This window comes from Streptomyces sp. NPDC030165, from assembly GCF_055573595.1.
On sequence record NZ_JBVIBD010000006.1, the window covers coordinates 246,517 to 267,303 of the forward strand.

Here is a 20,787-nt window from a genome sequence, read left to right on the forward strand (position 1 = left end):
AAGGGCCGGAAACGATTGGCATATCTTCAACGAGTCCGGGTAGCCACGCGCCCATGGCTCCACCACAGGGGAACAGCTCAGGAAACACCGCATCAGGGTTCCGCCGCCGCTCTCTGCTCGCAGGAGCGGCGGCGCTGGGTTTGACGGGGACGCTGGGAGCGACCGCCGGTTGCTCGCGAGTGGACATCACCGGAGCTACGGACGGGGGACACCTACTTGACGATCTGCGCGGCAAGAACGTCGTACGGATGGGCATCGCCAGCGAGCCGCCGTACGCGTCGATCAACAGCCAGGGCGAGCTGACCGGCGAGGCGCCTGCCGTCGCCCGGGCCATCTTCCAGCGGCTGGGGGTGCGCTCCTTCGAGCCGGTGCCGGTCGAGTTCGGCGCGCTCGTGCCCGGCCTGCACTCCTTCCAGTACGACGTGATCGTGGCGGGCATGTTCATCAACAAGGCCCGCTGCCAGGCCGTGCTCTTCTCCGACCCGGACTACGAGTCGAAGGACGGCTTCCTCGTGCCGAAGGGCAACCCGAAGAAGATCAAGTCGTACGAGGACGTGGCCAGGGGCGGCTTCCGCATGGGCACCGGCATCGGGTACGCGGAGATCGACTACGCGGTCGGCAACGGCGTCGCCAAGGGGAAGATCCAGACGTACGGCGACCAGATCGCCGGCATGGAGGCGCTGGAGGCGGACCGCATCGACTGCTTCGCCGGCACCGCGCTGACCATGATGGAGGCGCTGAAGACCGGCAAGCACCCCAAGGTGGAGATGACCCGCCCCTTCACGCCGGAGGTGGACGGCAAACCCCAGCGGGACGGCGGCGGATACGGCTTCCGGATCGGCGAGACGAAGCTGCGGGACGCCTTCAACGGCGAGCTGCACAAGATGAAGAGGAGCGGCGAACTTCTGCGCATCGCCCGGCCCTTCGGGTTCACCGAGGAGTTCATGACCGACCTCACGGCGAAGGAGCTCTGTGCCCGGTGACCGGAGCGTTGTGGGAACTGTTCTTCAAAGGGGTCTGGATCACCGTCCAGCTGATGGTCTACAGCGCCGTGCTGGCCGCCGTCGTCGCCTTCGGCATCGGCCTGGCCCGCTCCTCCCGGCTGTGGATCGTGCGCTTCCTGTCCGGTGTGTACGTGGAGTTCTTCCGCGGCACCTCGGCGCTGGTCCTGATGTTCTGGCTGTTCTTCGCGCTGCCGCTGCTGGGCTGGCAGCTGGCCGGCCTCTGGGCGGGCACCCTGGCGCTCGGCCTGTCCTACGGGGCGTACGGTTCCGAGGTCGTACGCGGCTCCATCCAGGCGGTGGCGCCCGCCCAGCGTGAGGCGGCGATCGCGCTGAGCTTCACGCCGTGGCAGCGGATGCGCAAGGTCATCCTGCCGCAGGCCGTGCCGGAGATGATGCCGCCGTTCAACAACCTGCTGATCGAGCTGCTCAAGGGCACCGCGCTGGCCTCGCTGCTGTCGATCGGGGAGCTGACCTTCCAGGCCAAGCTGGCCCGGCTCTCCACAGGCCAGAGCGCCCAGGTCTACGGAATCATCCTGGTCCTGTATTTCGTGATCGCGTTCGTGGTGACCCGGATCATGCGCCTCCTGGAGCGCCGGGCCAAGGCGTCGATCGGCCGCGCGCCGGAGAAGTCCGGCTGGTTCTCGCGGCGGCTGCCGATCACGAAGCAGGGCCCGCAGGTGATCACCGCTCCCGGAGGTAAGCCGTGAACAACTGGTCATGGGAGTACGTCGGCGACATCCTGCCCGACCTGCTCAGCGGCCTGTGGATCACCGTGCAGGCGACGCTGCTCGGCTCGCTGGTGGCGTTCGTGCTCGGCCTGGTGTGGGCCCTGCTGCTGCGCTCCCCCAGCCGCTGGGTGACGTGGCCGGTCAGCATCGTCGTGGAGTTCGTACGGAACACACCGCTGCTGGTCCAGCTCTTCTTCCTCTTCTTCGTGCTGCCGGCCTGGGGGCTGACCTTCAACCCGCTGACCACCGGCGTCATCGGTCTGGGGCTGCACTATTCGACGTACACCGCCGAGGTCTACCGGGCGGGCATCGACGGCGTCCCGGAGGGCCAGTGGGAGGCGGCGACGGCGCTGAGCCTGCCGCGCCGGCGCACCTGGACCGCGGTGATCCTGCCGCAGGCGTTCCGCCGCGTGGTCCCGGCGCTCGGCAACTACGTCATCGCGATGTTCAAGGACACGCCGATGCTGGCCGCCATCACCGTCGCGGACCTGCTCTTCCAGGCGAACAGCATCAGCGCGGCCACCTTCGACTACATGGAGCCGATCACGGTCGTCGGCGTCCTGTTCGTCGTGATCTCCTACCCCACCTCCCTTCTCCTGCGAGTCCTGGAGCGTCGCCTTGTCCGCTGACAGCAACCCCACCCGGCCCGCGCAGCCCACGGTCGGCACCGAGGAGGACGGGCCCGAGTTGGTCCGCTTCGACCGGGTCACCAAGCGCTTCGGCGCGCACACCGTCCTGGACTCGCTGGACATGACGGTCTACTCCGGCAAGCACGTGACGCTGATCGGCCCCTCCGGGTCGGGCAAGACCACGATCCTGCGGCTGCTGATGACGCTGCTGAAGCCGGAGGAGGGAAAGATAAAGGTCGGTGACGCCTACCTCACCCATGAGGAGAAGAACGGCAAGCTCGTGCCGGCGAGCGAGAAGCACTGCCGGGAGGTCCGCAAGAACATCGGGATGGTATTCCAGCAGTTCAACCTCTTCCCCAACATGAAGGTGCTGCGCAACATCACCGAGGCGCCGGTGCACGTGCTGGGCCTGGACAAGGCCGCCGCCGAGGAACGGGCCCGGGGGCTGCTGGACCTGGTGGGCCTGACCCAGCACATCGACAAGTACCCGTCACAGCTCTCCGGCGGCCAGCAGCAGCGGGTCGCCATCGCGCGCGCCCTGGCCATGCGGCCGCAGGTGCTGCTGCTGGACGAGGTGACCAGCGCGCTCGACCCGGAGCTGGTGGCCGGTGTCCTGGACGTCCTGCGCGACATCGCCCACACCACCGACATCACCATGCTCTGCGTGACCCATGAGATGAACTTCGCGCGGGACATCTCCGACTGCGTGATGATGTTCGACCAGGGGCGGGTGATCGAGTTCGGGACGCCGGAGAAGATCTTCAGCGAGCCGGAGAACGACCGCACGCGGGAGTTTCTGAGCGCGGTCCTCTGAAGGTGCGGTCCGCCGCCGGGCGGCGTCCGGGAGCGGCTGCGGCCGTGGCCCCGGGCGCCGGACCCGGCCTCCGCCGCGCACGGAATGACGTGGGCATATGCCGCAGGACCACGCCCCAGTACAGCTGCGTGGCCTGACCCCCTTTTCGGTCAAGACCCCCTCCGGCGGGAGGCTTTGACCGCTATCGTGGTACGTGCCTCGCCGCCCGGGAACGGCCGGTTCTGCTCGACCACCGTGACCGCCGGCGACGGCAGCGACGCAAACGGTCACAACCTGCTAGGGGGACACCGTGGCGCTGAAGCCCGAGCCGACCGCGCCGTTCCACTCGGTGCAGTACGCCCTCCGCGTGCTCGAAACCGTCGCCCGGCACGCCGACGGCGTGTCGGACGTCCAGATAGCCCGCGAGACCGGCCTGCCGACCGGGCACCTCGCCCACATGCTCGCGATGCTGCGCCGCGAGGGCTATGTCGCGCAGGTCACCGACGGTGCGTACGTCGTCGGCGAGTCACTCGTCCTGCTCGGTTCCGGCGGCGGCCGCGAGGAGGCGCTGCACGACAAGCTGCAGCGCACCCTCGTCGAGCTGCGTGACTCGGTGGGCGCGGCGGTCTACATCAGCCGCTACATCGACGGCGAGGTCAAGATCCTGCACTACGCCGACGGACCGCGGGCCCCCAAGGTCAACGAGTGGGCGGAATTCCGCCGTACGGCACATGCCAGCGCGGTCGGCAAGTGCCTGCTGGCGCAGCTGGACCACGACGGCCGGATGGACCACCTCTCCCGCCACAAGACCGCCCGGCTCACCTCCCGCACGATCACCAACGAGAAGGTGCTCTTCCACAAGCTGGACAGCCAGCCGCCGACGGTCCCGATGCTGGACCTGCAGGAGTACGCGGTGGGCACGGTCTGCGCGGCCGTGCCGATCACGGCGGGTTCCACGGTCGGCTGCCTGGCCCTGTCGCTGCCGCTGGAGCACGCCCACCGGCTGCGGCAGGCCGCCGACACGCTGAACCGGCGGGCGGCTCCGGTGCTGCTGTCGCTGACGCTCTGATCCCGGGGCTCCCCGGCCTCCGGCGGGGCGGCCGGTGCGGTGGTCGGAAGCACCCCTTCGGACCAGGTAGTATTTCTTTTGTCAGCGCGCGCCGCTAGCTCAGTTGGTTAGAGCAGCTGACTCTTAATCAGCGGGTCCGGGGTTCGAGTCCCTGGCGGCGCACCTGGGAGTGGGCCTCTCGGAGCACAGCTTCGAGAGGCCCACTCGTGTTTTCCGTACCGTTCACGCGGTCCGCCGCGCGGCAGGCCGCGCCGCTGTGCTCAGTACTGCACGTCCGAGCAGGCGTAGAACGCGTTCCCGGTGTCGGCGATCGTCCAGACGCCGACGATCAGATGCCTGCCGGTCTTCCCGCCGGGCAGCGTGCCCTGGTGGGTGTACGTGTAGGGCGGCTGCTGCCCGTTGTAGGGGACGGTCAGGAACGGGGTGAGCTCCAGGTCCGCCCGGGTCAGGGGGCGGCTGGGGTTCCAGCCGTTCCTGGTCATGTAGTAGCGGAAGTCCGTGGTGCGGTGCGGGGCGGTGAAGCGCCAGCGGAAGGTGTACGAGCCCGCGCTCACCTTGGTCGCCGGCCACTGGCCGGCGCGCGGGTCGTCCAGCTCCTTGAAGCGGCTGTTGCCGCCGGAGCAGATCTTTCCGTCGGCAGGGCCGCCGTTCGGGAAGCCCTTGGGGCCCTCGACGCTCTGCGGCTCCCACTGGATCGCGCCGCAGTTCTTGACGGTGCCGTCGGCGCACAGTTTCTGTCTGCTGACGGGGGCGTCGGTGTAGCCGTGGCTGCCCGCGCCGCTCGTCGACAGGACGGTCGCGCCGATGATGCCCAGGCCGATGACGGCCGTACTGATCCTTTTGCGCATGGTCGCTCCCGGAACATGAGGGGGTGGTTCCTGCGAGCCGAGTGCACTGCGGTCCAGACCAACCAGCAGAATATTCCTGCCGGTCGGTGCTGCCTAGGGGAGGCGGGCCGGCGGATGCGGGCGGGGCCGCGGGAGGGAGCGGGCGGTACGGGCGAAGGGGGCGGAGGGGCCTCCCCGGAGGAAGGACAGGGAGGCCCGTGGCGGCTCCGGCGCCGTGCGGTGTTACGACAGGCTGACGTCGGAGCAGGCGTAGAACGCGTTACCGGTGTCGGCGATGTTCCAGACGCCGAGGATGATGTGGTGGCCGTGCTTCTGGGTGGGCACCGTGCCCTGGTGCTGCACGGTGGCGGCCGGCTGCCGCCCGCCCATCGGCACCGTCACGAACGGCTCGGGTTCGAGGTCCGCGCGGGTGAGCGGCTTGCTCGGGTCGTAGCCGTCCTTGGTGATGTAGTACCGGAAGTCGGTGGTGGCGTGCCGGGCCGTCAGGCGCCACTGGAAGGTGTAGCCCTGGCCGCCCTTGAGGCTGGTGGCGGGCCACTGGCCGCCGCGCGGGTCGTCCAGCTCCTTGAACCCGCTGTTGCCGCCGGAGCAGATCTTTCCGTCGGCGGGGCCCGCGGCCGGGAAGCCCTTGGGGCCCTCGACGCTCTGCGGCTCGTACTGGATCGCGCCGCAGTTCTTGACGGTGCCCTTGGCGCAGAGCGCCTGGCGGCTGGGGGGTGCGTCGCTGTAGCCGTGGCTGGAAGCGCTGCCCGTGGCGAACAGGGACACTCCGGCGATGCCGAGACCGACCACGGCAGCGCTGAGCTTCTTACGCATGTGGTGCTCCTGAAGAACGAGGGGGTGTTCCATGAGCTGCTGACGTGCGCACTGTGCGGTCTAGACCAAACGGCAGCGTAGTGACGCTGCATGGACATGTCCAGACCAATAACAAGCGGACGTGCGGTGACCACTTCGCGTACGGCCGCCCCGACAGCACCCGCGAGATCACGCCACGGCGTTCAGCCGCCGATGGTCCCCGTCCGCGTGCGCCGCGCAGTGCACCAGCCCCGCGTACGTACGCCGCAGCGCGATCAGCGATTCCTGCGCCTCACGGTAGAGCGCGGCCTGCGGACCGCCGCGGTGCGCGAGGGTGCGTACGGGTGCGCAGTGCCGGTCCAGTGCGGTCAGCCAGGCGCGGTGCGCGGCCGGCAGATGACGGCGCAACTGGTGCCTGCCGTTCTCCCCCACCCGGCGGCCGCCCGTACCGAGCACCGCTTCGGCCGCCAGGAACACCGGCGGCTCCAGCGCCCGCTGCGCCGCGAGGGCGGCGAGCACCGCGCCCTGCCGTGCGGGAGCCGGGGCCGCCCGCAGACCCGCCGCCTCGCTCCGCAGCTGATCGCGCAGCGCGAGCTGGATACGCACCAGGCGGCGCAGCGCCGTACGGGTGGACGCGCCCCCGGGATCGCGCCCGGCGAGCGTCCCGGCCAGCCGGAACAGCCAGATGCCGTGCGCCTCCAGGCGGGTGGTGGCCAGCATCAGCCGGTCCAGCCGGCCGAGCGGCTGCCCCGGCGGCGACCAGCGCACGACGGGGACCAGCGCCTCCGTACGGGCCAGCTGGTCGATGGGCAGGTGGCGGCGCGGCTTGCGCTCCGGGGCCCAGTTCAGCAGGGCGAGTGTGGGCAGTCCGACGAACTGCTGGTGGTCGATGCGGTGCGCGACGGCCGACCACAGGTCGAGGAAGGCGGCGTCAGCGGTGCGGGAGGCCGGGGCGAGCGGGTCCAGAGCGCTCCAGCCACAGGCCGCCGCGATCACCGCCACCCGCAGGGACGCGGCGTCGGCGTTGCGCGGCGACAGGCGCGAGACGCGCTGCCGCAGCGCCGTCAGGTCGCCGTCCCGCCCCGCCCTGGCGACCAGGCCGCGGGCGGTGTCCAGGTCCGGCGCGGTGGCGGCCGCGCCGGCCAGTTCACCCAGCAGCGCCCAGGTGCCGGCCATGGTCCGTACGGGCGGCCGCTCGGGCAGGAAGCCGTGGGCAGCCAGGTCGGACGTCCATACGGGTGGGGCGGGAGCGGGTACGGCGGAGGCAGGTACAGCGGGGGCGGTCACGGCGGGGGCGGGGCCCGGTGCGGCGGAGGCGGATATCGCAGGGTCGGATATCGCGGGGGTGGGGCCCGCGGACGGTTCGCCGGGCGGGGCCGGAAGAGTGGTGGGCACTGTCGGCGCCATGGCGGTCGGCCTTTCTTGACGAGCGGGCCCGCGCGGCGGCGGGCTGCGGACGGGCTGCGCGGTCAGCCGACCCGGCCGTACAAGGTGGGGCGGTAGGAGGAGAAGGACGAGATCCGGACCGACCGGCCGGACCGCGGCGCCTCCAGGTACTGGCCGCCGCCGAGGTAGATCGCCACGTGATGGACGCCGGACGAAGAGCCGTTGGTCGACCAGAAGACCAGGTCGCCGCGGCGCAGCTGGGACCGCGTGACCGGTTCGGCGGCGCGGTACTGGGCGTCGGCGACCCTGGGCAGCGAGATGCCCGCGCGCTGGTACGCCTGCTGGACCAGCCCGGAGCAGTCGAACGCGGACGGGCCGTTGCCGCCCCACGCGTAGGGCTTGCCGATCTGGGCCATCGCCCACCGGATCGCGGCCTCGGTGCCGTACCGGGTGGGGGTGCCCTTGCCGCTCCCGCCGTCGGAGCCCGGACCGGTCCCGCTGGGCGCGTCGTCGCCCGGATCACCGGCCCTGCCGGTACGGGCCTCGTAGCGGTCACGGTGGCTGGTCCACCACCAGCTGCCGCCCTGCTGGTACCAGTACACCCGGTCGACGGCGTCCCAGCCGGACCGGCCCCGGAAGGTGGGGTCGGGGTTGTGGCCGCGCGCGCCCGTACCGGCCGCAGCCGACCCGGAGGACGCGGCCGGGGCCGTGCCGGACCTGCCGCCCGTACCGCCCGCGTGCCGCGCGTACTTCCCGTGGTGGCTGGTCCAGCGCCACCAGCCGGTGGCGTCCCGGTACCAGTACTTCACACCGTCCCAGCCCGCGTGCCGGGGCGCCGGTTCGGCGCCCGCCGAACCCGCCGCCGTACCGACCAGTGTCACCGCGCCCACCGCCGCCGCGATCGCGCCCCGCACCGTGCACCGTGCCCGGCTGCCGCCGTTGCGCGCCGCGGAATCGACCGCGGCCCCGCTGCAGAAGGCGCACCCGCAGTCGGCTCCGACGACCTCGAAGAACACCGGTGTCCGCATCCCGCTGCCTGCCTCTCCGCTGTGTCAGCTCTTGCCCGCGGCGCTGCCGCGCGCCGTGTAGAAGGCCACGGTCAAGTCCTTGACCAGGGCCTTTCGTTCGTAGTCGTCCAGCTCCACCAGCCCTCTGCTGGTCAGTCGGCGAACGGTGTCGTCGACCGCGTCCACGACCGAGGTCAGCACGCTGTCGCGGTGCTTGGCGTCGATCGCCGCGATCTGCCGGCGCTGCATGGCCGCCGCCACCTCCGGCGCGTACTCGATCCGGGTCGGCTGGACCGAGAAGACCTCGATGCCGACCGGACGGCAGTCGGCGGACAGCACCTCGGTGAGGGCCTCGCCGACCGCCTGCGAGTCGCGCAGGGTCGGCGCCTCCTCGTGGAAGGCGTCCGCCGGGAGCTGTGACAGCACCCGCGCCATCGCCGACTCCACCTGTTCCCGCAGGTAGGCGGTGTGGTCGCGGACGCTGAGCAGGGCCCGCGCGGTGTCCCTGACCCGCCACACGACGAGCACCACGACGCGCAGCTGGATGCCCTCCGCGTCCACCGCCGGCATCGCCTCGCTGCGCCAGTGCCGCAGCCGTACGTCGACCCGGCGGCGCAGCATCAGCGGGCTGATCCACACCAGACCGGTCCGGCGCACGCTGCCGCGGTAGCGCCCGAAGAGGCTGAGCACCCAGGCGCTGCCGACCCGCCCGCGGGCCAGCCCGCCGAAGGCGTACACCGCCAGCACGCCGCCGAGACCGGCCACGGCCCACTCCCACAGGTGCGGCGAGGTCCGGATGCCGATATCCAGGCCGAGGGCCCGGACCACTGAGGGGGGCAGCATCCCCCGCCACCACAGGAACGCCACGGAGCCGGCGATCGCCAGCAGACCGGCGAACAGGGCCAGCCAGCCGGACAGCGAGAAGCCGCGCCGCTCGGTCACGCCGGAGTCCTCATCGGGCGCGCAGCGCACGCCGGCCTCCTGGACATCGCGGAACCATGAGGGCCTGCCGCCCGCTTCCCGGCCGCCGCGTGGGGCGGGGCCGTCCTCCGTGCGGGCACGGCTGCCCGCGTCGACCACCCCGAGGGCGCCGTCGAGCGCGGCGCGTTCGGCGGTGTCCAGCAGGTCGGTCGCGGCGGTGATACCGGCCACGGCGGTATCGGCGGAGGTGCTGGGGGCCGGCTGCTGATCCGGCGCCAGGGCCGTGATGCGCGGCTGCCGGGCGGTGTCCGCCTCGGCGGACGTGGTGCCGGCGTCCGGCTCGGCGCGGAAGAGCATGTCCATGGGGATGCTCTCGCCGTGCCCGGCGGGCCGCAGGCGTGCGGACCAGGGGGGAGGGGCGGTTCCGTTCGGCGTGCCGGCCGCGGAGCCAGTAGTTGCCGACCCGCCATCAGCATGGACTTCATGCGGGCCGGCTGAGGGGGCATCAGCAGCAGTTACCGCTTCACGTGCCGCCGCCTCCTCCCCCGCCGCGGCCGTCCCCGGTGTCGCGCCCGCGGGCGTCGTCCCGTTCTCGGTGTCCGCTGTCCCGGTGTCCGCTTTCCCGGTGTCCGCTGTCTCGGTCTTCGTCGCCATCGTGCGCTCCGTCATCAAAAGAGTCGCCGCCATGTCTCGGGGCCGGGGTAGCCGTCGGCGTCCCGGCCGGTCCAGCCCTGGGCCCGCTGGAACGCCTCGACGTTGCGGCGGTCCGCCTCCGTCCACCGGGGTCCGGGGCCGGAGCTGTAGTACTTGCCGAAACCCTTGCTCACCAGCTGTTTTCCGAGGCTGGTGACATATCCGTTGGTCTGTCCCGGCCGGAACCAGCCCCGGCCGGGGAACGCCGTGGTGCCACCTCCGGCGGAGCTGCCGATGTCCCGGCCCGCGCCGTTGACCAGGTACGACCAGGTCTCCGGGCCCGGGATGCCGTCCGCCTCCGCACCGGTCCAGCCCTGGGCCCGCTGGAACGCCTCGGTGGCCCGGCGGTCCGCCTCGCTCCAGCGCGGGCCCGGCCCTGTCGTGTAGAACCGGCCGCCGCCGCGTTCCACCAGCATCCGGCCCAGCCGGGTGACGTACGCGTTGTCCGCGCCCGGCCCGAATTTCCCGGCGCCGGGAAACACCGACGTACCGCTGCCCGGATCGCCGCCCGGATCGCCGCCTTCGGCCAGGCCCCGGTATCGATAGGCGAGGTACCGCGTGGAATTGCTCCAATAGGCGTACGGCGTGGACCGTTTCACCGTGTGCGGCCGGGTCTGCTCGTAGGCGATGTAACGCGTACGGGAGGAGTCGGCCCAGCCGCCGAAAATGGTGGCGTGGGAGCCGGCGCCCGGATTTCCGGGATTGTGGAAGAGCAGCATGTCGCCGGGCCGCAGTTCGCTCTTCGTTATACGGGTGCCGTACTGGGCCAGGCTCCCGGTCCACTGGTTGCGGCCGAGATTCCAGGCCATCGAGATGAATCCGGAGCAGTCCTGGCGGTAACCGTCCGACCAGTAGCGATTCATGTGGTACGGGACCTGGGCGCTGACCCAGCGCTGGGCCCGCGCGATGATCTCGTTGCGGGTGAGGGGCCGGGGCGCGGCGGCGGCCACGGCGCGGCCACGCCCGCTGCCCGTTCCGCCGTACAGCCCGCTGACCTGCCCCTGTGGGGTCGCGCCCGAGGTCAGGGAGAGGGCCGGGGTGTCCGGCCCGGTGGTCCGCGAGCGGCCGGGGCCGAGGGCCACGGCGGGGGTGAGCAGGGCCCGCTCGCGGCCGGCCGCCGTGCCCGTACCGGTCCCGGCGCCGAGCGCCGCGGCCGCCCCGGATCCGGAAACGCCGCTGCTCAGGACCGTTCCGGCGGTCGCCACGAGGACCAGAGCGCGGCGGGCGCCGTGCGCGGCGGGGTGGCCGCCGTCCCGGACCGCGAGCGCGTGCTGGAGGGTGCGCCGCTCCTGGGCGCAGCCGCCGCAGGGGCAGCCGTCCGCGGGGTCGAATTCCACGAATCCCGGCACTGCCATTCCCGTTCCCCTCCAGGCTCGGTCCGTTCCCGTTCGGCTTCGCACGTGCGACAGCTTCTCAACTGGTAGGCGATATCGCATGTTGACGGGGCAACTGATGATCATCCATTACGAAAGCATACTCACAGACCAAATCGGTCATCCGGCTCGACGAAGGTCCCGAGATCACGGGACTTTCGCCCCGCCGGCCCGCGGAATCCGGCACGGCGCCAACACTCCCCGGACGGACGCATAACCGGGTGACGCAGGTCACACATTCGGCGGGCGCGGACGGCCGGGCAGGTGGTCAGGAGCACCCCTGGAGTTCGTGTAAAGTTTTCCACGTCAGCGCGCGCCGCTAGCTCAGTTGGTTAGAGCAGCTGACTCTTAATCAGCGGGTCCGGGGTTCGAGTCCCTGGCGGCGCACGTCACACCGAGGCCTCTCGCAGCTGCGAGAGGCCTCGGTGCTTTCCGCACCCCGCCCGGCCCCTCCCCGCCACCTCCCGGGCCGCCGCCCGTCGCTATCCGCCGCCGGGCCGGTGCATCGCTGGTCAAAACGGTGATCGGGGTGCACAGTCGCACAATGGCGCGCGACAACCAGGAGCGGATCAAGAAGCTCATCATCGACCGGCGGCTGGCCCCCGGGGCGCCGCTGCCCACCGAGACGGAACTGATGGAGCTGCTCGGGGTCAGCCGGAACTCCGTCCGCGAGGCGCTCAAGGCGTTGCAGGCGATGGGCATCGTGGAGATCCGGCACGGCTTCGGCACGTACGTCGGCCCGATGTCGATGGCCCCGATCACCGAGGGGCTGGCCTTCCGTACGGTGGCCGGCCACTACCGGGGCGAGGACAGCCTGCTCCAGCTGCTGGAGCTGCGCGAGGCGGTGGAGACCGGGCTGATCGCCCGGCTGGCGGGCCAGGTACCGGAGGCCGCGCTCGCGGAGCCGGCCGAGCTGGTGGAGCGGATGGCGGCGGAGGCGGCGGAGGGCGCGGTGCGGGCCGACACCGACCGGGCCTTTCATGCCGCGCTCTACCGGGGACTGGACAACCCTCTGCTGAGCGAGGTGCTGGACGCGTTCTGGGAGGCGTTCCACCGCGTACGGACGGACCTGGCCGGTCTGGGGGCCGACCCGCGGATCACCCACCGCCAGCACGCGGAGATCCTCGCGGCGGTACGCGACGGTGACGCGCGGCGGGCCGAGCAGGCCGTACGCAGCCATTTCGACAACATCCGCCAACGGCTGCGCAGTTCAGGTCCAAAATAATGCCCCCTCCGACCTGACCCGTCCATCAATGCACTCGCATGTCCGGTAAACTCCTCGTTTCACCCTTGCGATCAAGATATGAGCTTCGAGACCCTGACGGGACACTGGAGCCCAAGTGAGCCTGTGCACGCTCAAGTTGGGGGACATGCCGGTTGCGGTGAGTGTGGGAGCGGGGACCCCGCTGCACGGGACGCGAGTCGGAGCGGGAATCATGCAACCGGAAGACGGCCGTCCTACGTCTACGACGTAGGCGGCCGACACCATTTGCGCCCGGGTCGGTCGAGGGGGGCCGAAGCTCGGGCCAGGAGAAGACGGGCACGCAGCCAGCATGCGTGCCGGGGGGATGGACTCATGACGTCGCCGCCTACCGGCGCCCGGCAGGAGAACCAGTACGACCCGTCCGCTACGACGCGCCTGCGCGTGCCGCACCACCACCGGCCGCGCCGGCCGCAGCGCAAACCGCTGCCGCGCTACGACTACGAGCACTACAGCCGCCTCGCCGGGCCGCTCACCCAGCCGGATCCCGACAAGCCCTACACAGTGCGCTACCGCAGCCTGCTGGCGGACGAACCGCACCGAATACGCGCGGCGTTACTGCTCGGCGCCGCTCCCCTGCTCTCGCTCGGCCTGCTCGCCTGGCTGATGCAGCCGGCCCACTGGACCGAACGCGACCACCCCGCCCACGACTTCCTGCCGGTGCTGGACATCGTCATGCTGGTCTCGATCGGACTGATCGAGTTCTTCCGGTGCATGAACGTGCTGTCCAACGCCCACGCCACCCTCGTGGCCCGCGACCCCATCCCGGTCGTCCCCGAACACGGCACCCGCGTCGCCTTCCTGACCTCCTTCGTGCCCGGCAAGGAGCCGCTGGAGATGGTCACCAAGACGCTGGAGGCGGCCGTCAGGATCCGCCACCGCGGCCTGCTGCACGTCTGGCTCCTCGACGAGGGCGACGACCCGGACGTCAAAGCGGTCTGCGAGCGCCTGGGCGTCCACCACTTCACCCGCAAGGGCATCCCGCAGTGGAACCAGGCAAAGGGACCGCACCGCGCCAAGACCAAGCACGGCAACTACAACGCCTGGCTCCAGGCGCACGGTGACGCCTACGACTACTTCGCCTCCGTCGACACCGACCACGTGCCGCTGCCCAACTACCTGGAGCGGATGCTCGGTTTCTTCCGCGACCCGGACGTCGGCTTCGTCATCGGACCCCAGGTGTACGGCAATTACGACACGTTCGTCACCAAGGCGGCCGAGTCCCAGCAGTTCCTCTTCCACGCGCTGATCCAGCGGGCCGGCAACCGCTACGGCGCGCCCATGTTCGTCGGCACCTCCAACGCCGTACGCATCAGGGCCCTGAAACAGATCGGCGGCCTGTACGACTCGATCACCGAGGACATGGCGACCGGCTTCGAGATGCACCGCCACCGCAACCCGGAAACCGGCCGGAAGTGGCGCTCGGTCTACACCCCCGACGTGCTCGCGGTCGGCGAAGGCCCCACCGCCTGGACGGACTTCTTCACCCAGCAGCTGCGCTGGTCACGCGGGACGTACGAGACCATCCTCAAGCAGTTCTGGAAGGCCCCGTTCACCCTGCCGCCGGGCACGTTCTTCAACTACACGATGATGGTGATCTTCTACCCGATGTCCGCCATGAACTGGATTCTGGCGGCGCTCAGTTGCGCTCTGTTCCTGGGCCTGGGCGCATCGGGCGTGCAGATCGACCCGTCGGTGTGGATGATGCTGTACGGCAACGCCTCGGCGCTCCAGATCGGGCTGTACGTGTGGAACCGCCGGCACAACGTTTCGCCGCACGAGCCTGAGGGCTCCGGCGGTGTGGCCGGCATGGTGATGTCCGCGCTCTCCGCGCCGATCTACGCACGGTCGCTGTTCGACGCGGCGCTGCGCCGCAAGAGCACGTTCGTGGTGACGCCGAAGGGCGACTCCTCCAGCCCGGACACCCTGTTCGGCACGTTCAGGGTGCACCTGTTCTTCATCCTGGTCTTCGGGGGCTCGCTGGGCGCCTCGTTCTACTTCGGCCACAGCCACCCGGCGATGATCACCTGGGCCACGCTGGCGCTGCTGATCACGGCCGCGCCGGTCTTCGCCTGGCGCTGGGGCATCCGGCAGGACCGGCGCAAGAAGGCGCGGGGGGACACGCCGTCGTCCGGCGGCGGGCCGCAGCAGGCACCGCACCCGCAGCGCCGGCCCAGCTGGGCGGCGTCCGCCGGTCGCGACGCCCCCGGTGAGCCCGGGCACCGTACCGCCACCGCCGACCGGACCGCGCAGATCGCCCTTGGGGGACGTCACACATGAAGTACCGTCCGAGCCGGCGCACCCGCAGAGTCGCGATAGGCGCGGCGGTGGTGCTCGCACTGGCGGGGATGAACGGCCCGGCCCTGTTCGGATTCGTCTCGGAGCAGTACCACCAGTACAAGATCAACCAGCCCGAGTACAAGGCGGCGAACGGCCACTGGGACGTGGTGGACGTACCGCCCGAGTACAAGATCAACACAATTCACGCCGCGCTGCTGCACACCGGCAAGGTGCTGCTGGTCGCCGGGTCCGGGAACAACGCCAAGAACTTCGCGGCCAAGTCCTTCCGTACGGTCCTGTGGGACCCGGTGAAGAACACCTTCAAGAACATCCCCACCCCGAAGGACCTCTTCTGCGCGGGCCACACCCAGCTGCCGGACGGCAAGCTGCTGGTGGCCGGCGGCACCCAGCGCTACGAGAAGCTGGGCGGCGACGTGAAGAAGGCCGGCGGGCTGATGATCGTCTACAACGAGAACCCGGACGCGCCGAAGACGTTCCCGGCCGGGACGCTGTTCACCGGCAAGCAGAACGGCAAGACCTTCACCTCCAAGGACCCGGTCGTGGTCCCGCGCGCCAAGAAGAAGGCGGACCCGAAGACCGGCAAGGTCACGGTCACCCACAGCGAGGCCCGGGTCTACGTGGAGGCGCTCAAGGAGGGCCGCGAGCACTCCACCGGCGCCCAGGACAACTACCGCATCCACGGCCTGACCGGCGCCGACGCCCGCAACCTCTACGGCATCGCGCAGAAACTGTCCTTCGACAAGAAGGACTTCCAGGGGATCAAGGACTCGTTCGAGTTCGACCCGGTGGCCGAACGCTACATACCGGTCGACCCGATGAACGAGGCCCGCTGGTACCCGACGCTGACCAGCCTGGAGGACGGCAAGGTGCTGTCCACCTCGGGGCTGGACGAGATCGGCCAGGTCGTCCCGGGCAAGCAGGAGATCTACGACCCGAAGACGAAGAAGTGGACCTACCTGCCCAAACAGCGCTTCTTCCCGACCTACCCCGCCCTCTTCCTCACCGACAAGGGACGCCTGCTCTACACCGGCTCCAACGCCGGCTACGGGCCCGACAACATCGGTCGCACCCCTGGCATCTGGGACCTGAAGACCAACAAGTTCCAGGTCATCCCCGGGATGAGCGACCCGGACATCCTGGAGACCTCGATGTCCGTCCTGCTGCCGCCCGCGCAGGACCAGCGGTACATGGTGCTGGGCGGCGGCGGGGTCGGCGAGGACCCCAAGGCGACCGACAAGACCCGGCTGGTGGATCTGCACGCCGACCGGCCGCGGTTCAAGGACGGTCCGCCGCTGTACGCGAAGGCGCGCTACCCGAGCAGCGTGATCCTGCCCGACGACACGGTGCTCACCACCAACGGCTCCGGTGACTACCGGGGCCGCAGCGACAGCAACATCCTCAGCGCCGAGCTGTACGACCCGAAGGCCAACACCTCGCGGGCGGTGGCCGATCCGCTGGTGGGGCGCAACTACCACTCGGGGGCGCTGCTGCTGCCGGACGGCCGGGTGATGACGTTCGGCTCCGACTCGCTCTTCGCCGACAAGGACAACACCAAGCCCGGCGTCTTCCAGCAGCAGATCGACATCTGGACGCCGCCGTATCTCTACCGGGACTCGCGGCCCGAGTTGAAGGATCCCGGGCCGAAGACGGTGAAGCTGGGCGGCACGGCCACGTACGGGACCAAGCACGCCTCGGCCGTCAAGAAGATGCGGCTGATCCGGCCGGGTTCGTTCACGCACGTCACCAACATCGAACAGCGGTCCGTCGCGCTGGACTTCAAGGCGTCCAAGGACGGGGTCACGGTGACCCTGCCGAAGGACCCGACGCTGGTACCGCCCGGCTGGTACATGCTCAACGCCGTCGACGACCAGGGCACGCCGTCGAAGGCGGTCTGGGTGAAGGTGCCGACGGCGTCGAAGGCCGAGCTGAAGGGGCTGGGCCTGAACTGAGCCGGTGACGGCGTGCGGGGTGCTCCGGAGTTTCCGGGGCGCCCCGCACGTGCGTGCGCCGCGGCTACTTCGTGTTGCGGGCCAGCTCCAGCGCGTACTCCGGCCACCACTCGCCCGCCTTGGGACCGCCCTTGCACGTCCCGTCGGACTCGCCGGGCCGCTTTATCCACAGGTAGGCGTCCACGAGCGGGTCGCCGGTCCGGGTCGTCGGCGCCGCGCCGAGGGCGCGGCCGCGCGGATTGCACCAGTTCTCCGGGTCGTCGCCACCGGGCGCTGGGCCGTTGCCGTTGCGGCTGGTGTCGATGACGAAAGGCTTGCCGCCGACCATCGAGGAGAGCTTCTTGCCGTACTTCTTGTTCTCCTCCGTGGTCTGGAAGTTGGAGATGTTCAGCGCGAAGCCGTCGGCCCGGTCGATGCCGGCCCGCTTCAGGGGCTCCACCATGCGGCCGGGGTCCTTGATCCAGTGCGGGTTGCCGGCGTCCAGGTAGACCTTGGTGTGCGGCAGCGCCTTGAGCTTGCCGACGGCCTCCGTCAGCAGGGCGTAACGCTCCTCGTGGAACTGCTCGGGGGTGCACTTGTCCTCGATGTGCGGCAGCGCGTCGGGCTCCAGCACGACCGTCGTCGCGCGGTCGCCGATGCCCTTGATGACGCCGTCCAGCCAGGCGCGGTAGGCGTTTCCGTCCGCGGCGCCGCCCTTGGAATAGCTGCCGCAGTCGCGGTGCGGGATGTTGTACAGGACGAGCAGCGCCTCGCGGCCGGCCTTGGCCGCCGCCTCCGTGAAGCCGCGGGCCTCCCCCTCGGGGTCCTCGACACCGATCCATTCGGCCACCGGCCGCGTGGCTATCTTGTCGATCAGCCGGGCGTCGTCGGACTTGTCGCTCTTGGCGTACGTGGCGGCCTGCTGCGCCGCCTTGCCTTCCGGGTTGACCCAGTACGGCACCGTGGACTTCGGCTGCTGCCCGGGCTTGGCCCCGGCCTTGCCGTCACCCTCGCCGTCGCCGGACGACGAGAAGCACCCCGACACCAGCAGCAGCGTCCCCAACGCCGAAGCCGTGCCGAACACACCGCGCCGGCGCGCGGCGCGGCGCTCGCCCGGGGGACCGCCCCCGGATCCCCGAACACTGCCGTACATCCACTCCCCCCTCGGAGCACGGGACAAGACCGGTCCGATCCATCCTGGCACATGCCCCTCAGCCGCAGGCCGGCCTGTGGACAACCTGTTACGCCCCGCACCGCCCGGCAACGCCCGACCGAAAACGGCCGGACGAGCCGTCCCGTCACCCAACTCCCCCTAGGCGGCGTCGCACTGTAGTCCTACAGTGAACTTCAGTGTGAACTTCCTGTCGGTCCCTGGCCCCAGCCCCCGGCCGGGTCCGTGCACGCGCCTGCGTACAGGCGCGCACGCACCTCCCGCCGGCGGCAGGGCAACTCCCGCAGTCCTGGCACCCCGGCGGTCGAGGACCGGCCGGTCGGCGGCTCAAGGGGAGCGAGCCGTCGGCCGGGACCGGTCGGCCACGGCCCCCGTTCCCTCAACTCCGCGGCGGCGGCGTGACCTTGGTCAGGTATGCGTGCACGACGACGTTGGCGGTGTACGCGTCCCGCTCGCCGTCGTAGGCACCGGCGCAGGTGATCAGGCGCAGTTCCGCGCGGCCCGGCGTGTGGGCGCCGTAGACCTTGCGCGGTACGAAGTTCCTGCGGTCATAGATCTTGACGTCCTCGACGGTGAAGCGGGCGCTGCCGCCGTCCTCCCTGCGGACGTCCACCGACTGCCCCGGCTTGAGGCTGCCGAGGCGGTGGAAGACCGCGCGGCCACCGCTCGTGTCGACGTGCCCGACCAGCACCGCGGCGCCCGCCGTGCCCGGCTGCGGCCCCTTCGCGTACCAGCCGACGAGGCCGGGCGTGCGGTACGGGGGCGCGTCGACGGCGCCGGTGGCGTCCAGGCCGGTCTCCGTCACGCCCGCCCGTACGCCCAGCGCGCCGACCGAGACCTCGGTGGGGCGGCCGCCCGGCGAGGTGGCCAGGGGCGTGTGGGCGGTGGGCAGTTCCTGTTCGAGCGGGCGGCCGACGGCCGCGACGTCGCCGGTGGTCGGCGCTTTCGCCAGGTCGCCGCCGTCCGTCAGGTCCCGGCCCCACAGCCACAGTCCCAGCAGCAGCACCGCCCAGGTGACGCCGACGGCCATCCGGCCGCGGCCGGGGCCGTGCGGGTGGCGGTCCGCCACCGGGTGGTCGTCAGCCCGCATCGCCATCGCTCGATCCCTTGCGCCGGCGCCGCATCCGCAGCGCCTGTCCGGTGAGCGCGAGGAGCGCGCCCCCTGCCAGTACGAGGCCCACCGCGTAGACGCCGTCGCCCTCGTGGCTCGCGGCGGTCCGTACGGCCGCCGTCCGCGCCAGGGGGGTGCGCGGCGCCTCGGCGGACGTCCTGGTGCGGTGGCCCGCCGTCCCGGTGTGGTGTTCCTTCGCCGTACGCGCCGCGGCCGGGTGCGGGTGGGCGTGCTGGTGGGCACGCACCGCCGTCCAGCCGCCTCCGGCCCGTACCGGAGCGGTGGGGGAAGCCGGCGGACCGTGGCTGCCGAGGGGGCCGGAGGCCTCAGCCCCGGCGGCTTCTCCGGTCAGGTCCGGGTCCTCGGCCCCGGCGCCGCCGGCCGTTTCCGCGTCCGCGCCGCCGCCGCTGCCCGCCGGTGCCGGGACGACCTCGAAGCTGCCTGCGGCGCGCGCGTCCTCGCCGTCGCAGTGGACGGAGACGGCGTACGTGCCGGGGTCGGCCGTGGAGCGCACCCGCGCGTCGCCCACCAGCCCGGCGGCGACCCGCGCCAGCGGTACGGCGTCGACGAAAGCGTCCGAGGTGGCGCGGCCCGCACGGCCCGTGCAGCCGCTGACCTGGAGGGCCGCGTCGGTGCCCGGCGCGGGGGCGGACGGCGTGACCGCGACCGTGCCCGCCGCGGCACCCGGTGCCCGGCCCGTGGACGCGAGCGCGGGCCCCGGAGACAGCACCGTCACCGCCAGAGCGGCACAGAGAGTGAATCCCGGTGAGCGCATGGTGAACCTCCGAACACTTCCGAAGGTCGGCCCGGCGTCCGGATCCCGCATCCCGGTAGGGGCCGCGGCTGCGCCGTTCGGGTGAGATGCCGTGGTCCGGCGGGCGCGGGCCGGCGGGAAGCGCCGCGGTCCGTGCTCCCGCCCCGGTCCGCTCCCGGGTCAGACCAGGTCGACGAGGTCGGCGATGGAGTCGACGACCCGCGACGGCCGGAACGGGTGGCGCTCGATGTCGCCCTTGCCGGTCAGCCCGGTCAGCACCAGGAACGTCTCCATGCCCGCCTCCAGGCCGGCCAGCACGTCGGTGTCCATCCGGTCGCCGATCATCGCGGAGGTCTCGCTGTGTGCGCCGATGACGTTCAGGCCGTGCCGCATCATCAGCGGGTTGGGCTTGCCGACGAAGTACGGTTCCACGCCCGTCGCCTTGGTGATCAGCGCTGCCACCGAGCCGGTGGCGGGCAGCGCGCCGTCCGCCGAGGGACCGGTCTCGTCCGGGTTGGTGGCGATGAACCGGGCGCCGTCGTTGATCAGCCGGATGGCCTTGGTGAGCGCCTCGAAGCTGTACGTACGGGTCTCGCCGAGCACGACGTAATCGGGCTCGTGATCGGTCAGGACGTAGCCGATGTCGTGCAGCGCGGTGGTCAGGCCCGCCTCGCCGATGACGTACGCGGTGCCGGACGGCCGCTGCTCGTCCAGGAACTGGGCGGTGGCCAGCGCGGAGGTCCAGATGGACTTCCAGGGCACGTCCAGGCCGATCCGGCTCAGGCGGGCGTGGAGGTCGCGCGGGGTGTAGATGGAGTTGTTGGTCAGGACGAGGAAGGGCTTGCCCGATTCGCGCAGCCGCTTGATGAAGGCGTCGGCACCGGGCACCGGGATGCCTTCGTGCATCAGGACCCCGTCCATGTCGGTCAGCCATGACTCGATCGGCTTGCGCTCTGCCACTGCCGGTCTCCCGCCGTGCGTGTCTGCCAGGGGCGCCGGCCGTGCCCGCGCCGTC

General features: G+C 71.2%; 18 protein-coding genes and 2 tRNA genes. 10 read left to right on the forward strand and 10 right to left on the reverse strand.

All coding sequences use genetic code 11. The annotated features are described in order from the left end of the window. Positions 1-53 precede the first annotated feature (53 nt). The 6 genes from ehuB (at position 54) to ACZ4Z1_RS14220 (ending at position 4,385) form a co-directional block, all read left to right on the forward strand. The gene (gene ehuB, locus ACZ4Z1_RS14195; protein WP_468486856.1) at positions 54-983 is read left to right on the forward strand and encodes an ectoine/hydroxyectoine ABC transporter substrate-binding protein EhuB; all 930 of its coding nucleotides are present in this window, start codon (positions 54-56) and stop codon (positions 981-983) included. Next, positions 980-1,711 carry an ectoine/hydroxyectoine ABC transporter permease subunit EhuC gene (ehuC, locus tag ACZ4Z1_RS14200; protein WP_468486857.1) on the forward strand — a complete coding sequence of 244 codons (732 nt, stop codon included), beginning with the start codon at positions 980-982 and terminating at the stop codon, positions 1,709-1,711. The genes ehuB and ehuC overlap by 4 nt, the downstream gene beginning before the upstream one ends. After that, positions 1,708-2,361, forward strand: a complete 654-nt coding sequence (gene ehuD, locus ACZ4Z1_RS14205) for an ectoine/hydroxyectoine ABC transporter permease subunit EhuD (protein ID WP_468486858.1) — start codon at positions 1,708-1,710, stop codon at positions 2,359-2,361. The genes ehuC and ehuD overlap by 4 nt, the downstream gene beginning before the upstream one ends. Beyond that, positions 2,351-3,175, forward strand: coding sequence for an ectoine/hydroxyectoine ABC transporter ATP-binding protein EhuA (ehuA, locus tag ACZ4Z1_RS14210; protein ID WP_468486859.1), 825 nt, complete (start codon positions 2,351-2,353; stop codon positions 3,173-3,175). The genes ehuD and ehuA overlap by 11 nt, the downstream gene beginning before the upstream one ends. Positions 3,176-3,464: 289 nt before the next feature. Next, positions 3,465-4,223, forward strand: coding sequence for an IclR family transcriptional regulator (locus tag ACZ4Z1_RS14215; protein WP_468486860.1), 759 nt, complete (start codon positions 3,465-3,467; stop codon positions 4,221-4,223). Between the two features lie 88 nt (positions 4,224-4,311). Next, positions 4,312-4,385, forward strand: a tRNA-Lys gene (locus ACZ4Z1_RS14220). A 98-nt stretch (positions 4,386-4,483) separates the two neighbouring features. Here the strand turns inward: ACZ4Z1_RS14220 and ACZ4Z1_RS14225 are convergent. The 6 genes from ACZ4Z1_RS14225 to ACZ4Z1_RS14250 form a co-directional block, all read right to left on the reverse strand. Next, the gene (locus ACZ4Z1_RS14225) at positions 4,484-5,071 is read right to left on the reverse strand and encodes a lytic polysaccharide monooxygenase auxiliary activity family 9 protein (RefSeq protein ID WP_468486861.1); all 588 of its coding nucleotides are present in this window, start codon (positions 5,069-5,071) and stop codon (positions 4,484-4,486) included. 222 nt (positions 5,072-5,293) lie between these two features. After that, complete coding sequence (locus tag ACZ4Z1_RS14230) at positions 5,294-5,887, reverse strand: lytic polysaccharide monooxygenase auxiliary activity family 9 protein (RefSeq protein ID WP_468486862.1); 594 nt, start codon at positions 5,885-5,887, stop codon at positions 5,294-5,296. Positions 5,888-6,055: 168 nt separating this feature from the next. Next, the gene (locus ACZ4Z1_RS14235; protein WP_468486863.1) at positions 6,056-7,273 is read right to left on the reverse strand and encodes a hypothetical protein; all 1,218 of its coding nucleotides are present in this window, start codon (positions 7,271-7,273) and stop codon (positions 6,056-6,058) included. Between the two features lie 62 nt (positions 7,274-7,335). Next, a complete protein-coding gene (locus tag ACZ4Z1_RS14240; protein ID WP_468486864.1) occupies positions 7,336-8,280 on the reverse strand; it encodes a C40 family peptidase in 945 nt (314 codons plus the stop codon). A gap of 24 nt (positions 8,281-8,304) precedes the next feature. Continuing rightward, complete coding sequence (locus tag ACZ4Z1_RS14245; RefSeq protein WP_468486865.1) at positions 8,305-9,543, reverse strand: SPFH domain-containing protein; 1,239 nt, start codon at positions 9,541-9,543, stop codon at positions 8,305-8,307. Between the two features lie 305 nt (positions 9,544-9,848). Continuing rightward, positions 9,849-11,228 carry a peptidoglycan-binding protein gene (locus tag ACZ4Z1_RS14250; RefSeq protein ID WP_468486866.1) on the reverse strand — a complete coding sequence of 460 codons (1,380 nt, stop codon included), beginning with the start codon at positions 11,226-11,228 and terminating at the stop codon, positions 9,849-9,851. Between the two features lie 331 nt (positions 11,229-11,559). On the opposite strand from ACZ4Z1_RS14250, the gene ACZ4Z1_RS14255 reads away from it, so the two are divergent. From ACZ4Z1_RS14255 to glxA, 4 genes are all read left to right on the forward strand, one after another. Beyond that, positions 11,560-11,633 (forward strand) — tRNA-Lys (locus tag ACZ4Z1_RS14255). 157 nt (positions 11,634-11,790) lie between these two features. Then, positions 11,791-12,471, forward strand: coding sequence for a FadR/GntR family transcriptional regulator (locus ACZ4Z1_RS14260; RefSeq protein ID WP_468486867.1), 681 nt, complete (start codon positions 11,791-11,793; stop codon positions 12,469-12,471). A gap of 351 nt (positions 12,472-12,822) precedes the next feature. Beyond that, on the forward strand, positions 12,823-14,787 hold the full coding sequence (locus ACZ4Z1_RS14265) for a glycosyltransferase family 2 protein (protein ID WP_468486868.1): 1,965 nt from the start codon (positions 12,823-12,825) through the stop codon (positions 14,785-14,787). After that, positions 14,784-16,757 (forward strand): radical copper oxidase GlxA, encoded by a 1,974-nt coding sequence (gene glxA / locus ACZ4Z1_RS14270; RefSeq protein WP_468486869.1) that lies wholly within the window; start codon positions 14,784-14,786, stop codon positions 16,755-16,757. Before ACZ4Z1_RS14265 ends, glxA begins: the two co-directional genes overlap by 4 nt. Positions 16,758-16,821: 64 nt before the next feature. Here the strand turns inward: glxA and ACZ4Z1_RS14275 are convergent, their stop codons facing one another. The 4 genes from ACZ4Z1_RS14275 to ACZ4Z1_RS14290 form a co-directional block, all read right to left on the reverse strand. Further along, positions 16,822-17,889, reverse strand: a complete 1,068-nt coding sequence (locus tag ACZ4Z1_RS14275) for a glycoside hydrolase family 6 protein (protein WP_468486870.1) — start codon at positions 17,887-17,889, stop codon at positions 16,822-16,824. Between the two features lie 397 nt (positions 17,890-18,286). Continuing rightward, the gene (locus ACZ4Z1_RS14280) at positions 18,287-19,003 is read right to left on the reverse strand and encodes a class F sortase (RefSeq protein ID WP_468486871.1); all 717 of its coding nucleotides are present in this window, start codon (positions 19,001-19,003) and stop codon (positions 18,287-18,289) included. Continuing rightward, entirely contained in the window at positions 18,987-19,793 is an 807-nt protein-coding gene (locus ACZ4Z1_RS14285; RefSeq protein ID WP_468486872.1) for a hypothetical protein, read from the reverse strand. Before ACZ4Z1_RS14285 ends, ACZ4Z1_RS14280 begins: the two co-directional genes overlap by 17 nt. 159 nt (positions 19,794-19,952) lie before the next feature. Next, entirely contained in the window at positions 19,953-20,732 is a 780-nt protein-coding gene (locus ACZ4Z1_RS14290) for an HAD-IIA family hydrolase (RefSeq protein WP_468486873.1), read from the reverse strand. Between the last annotated feature and the right edge of the window lie 55 nt (positions 20,733-20,787).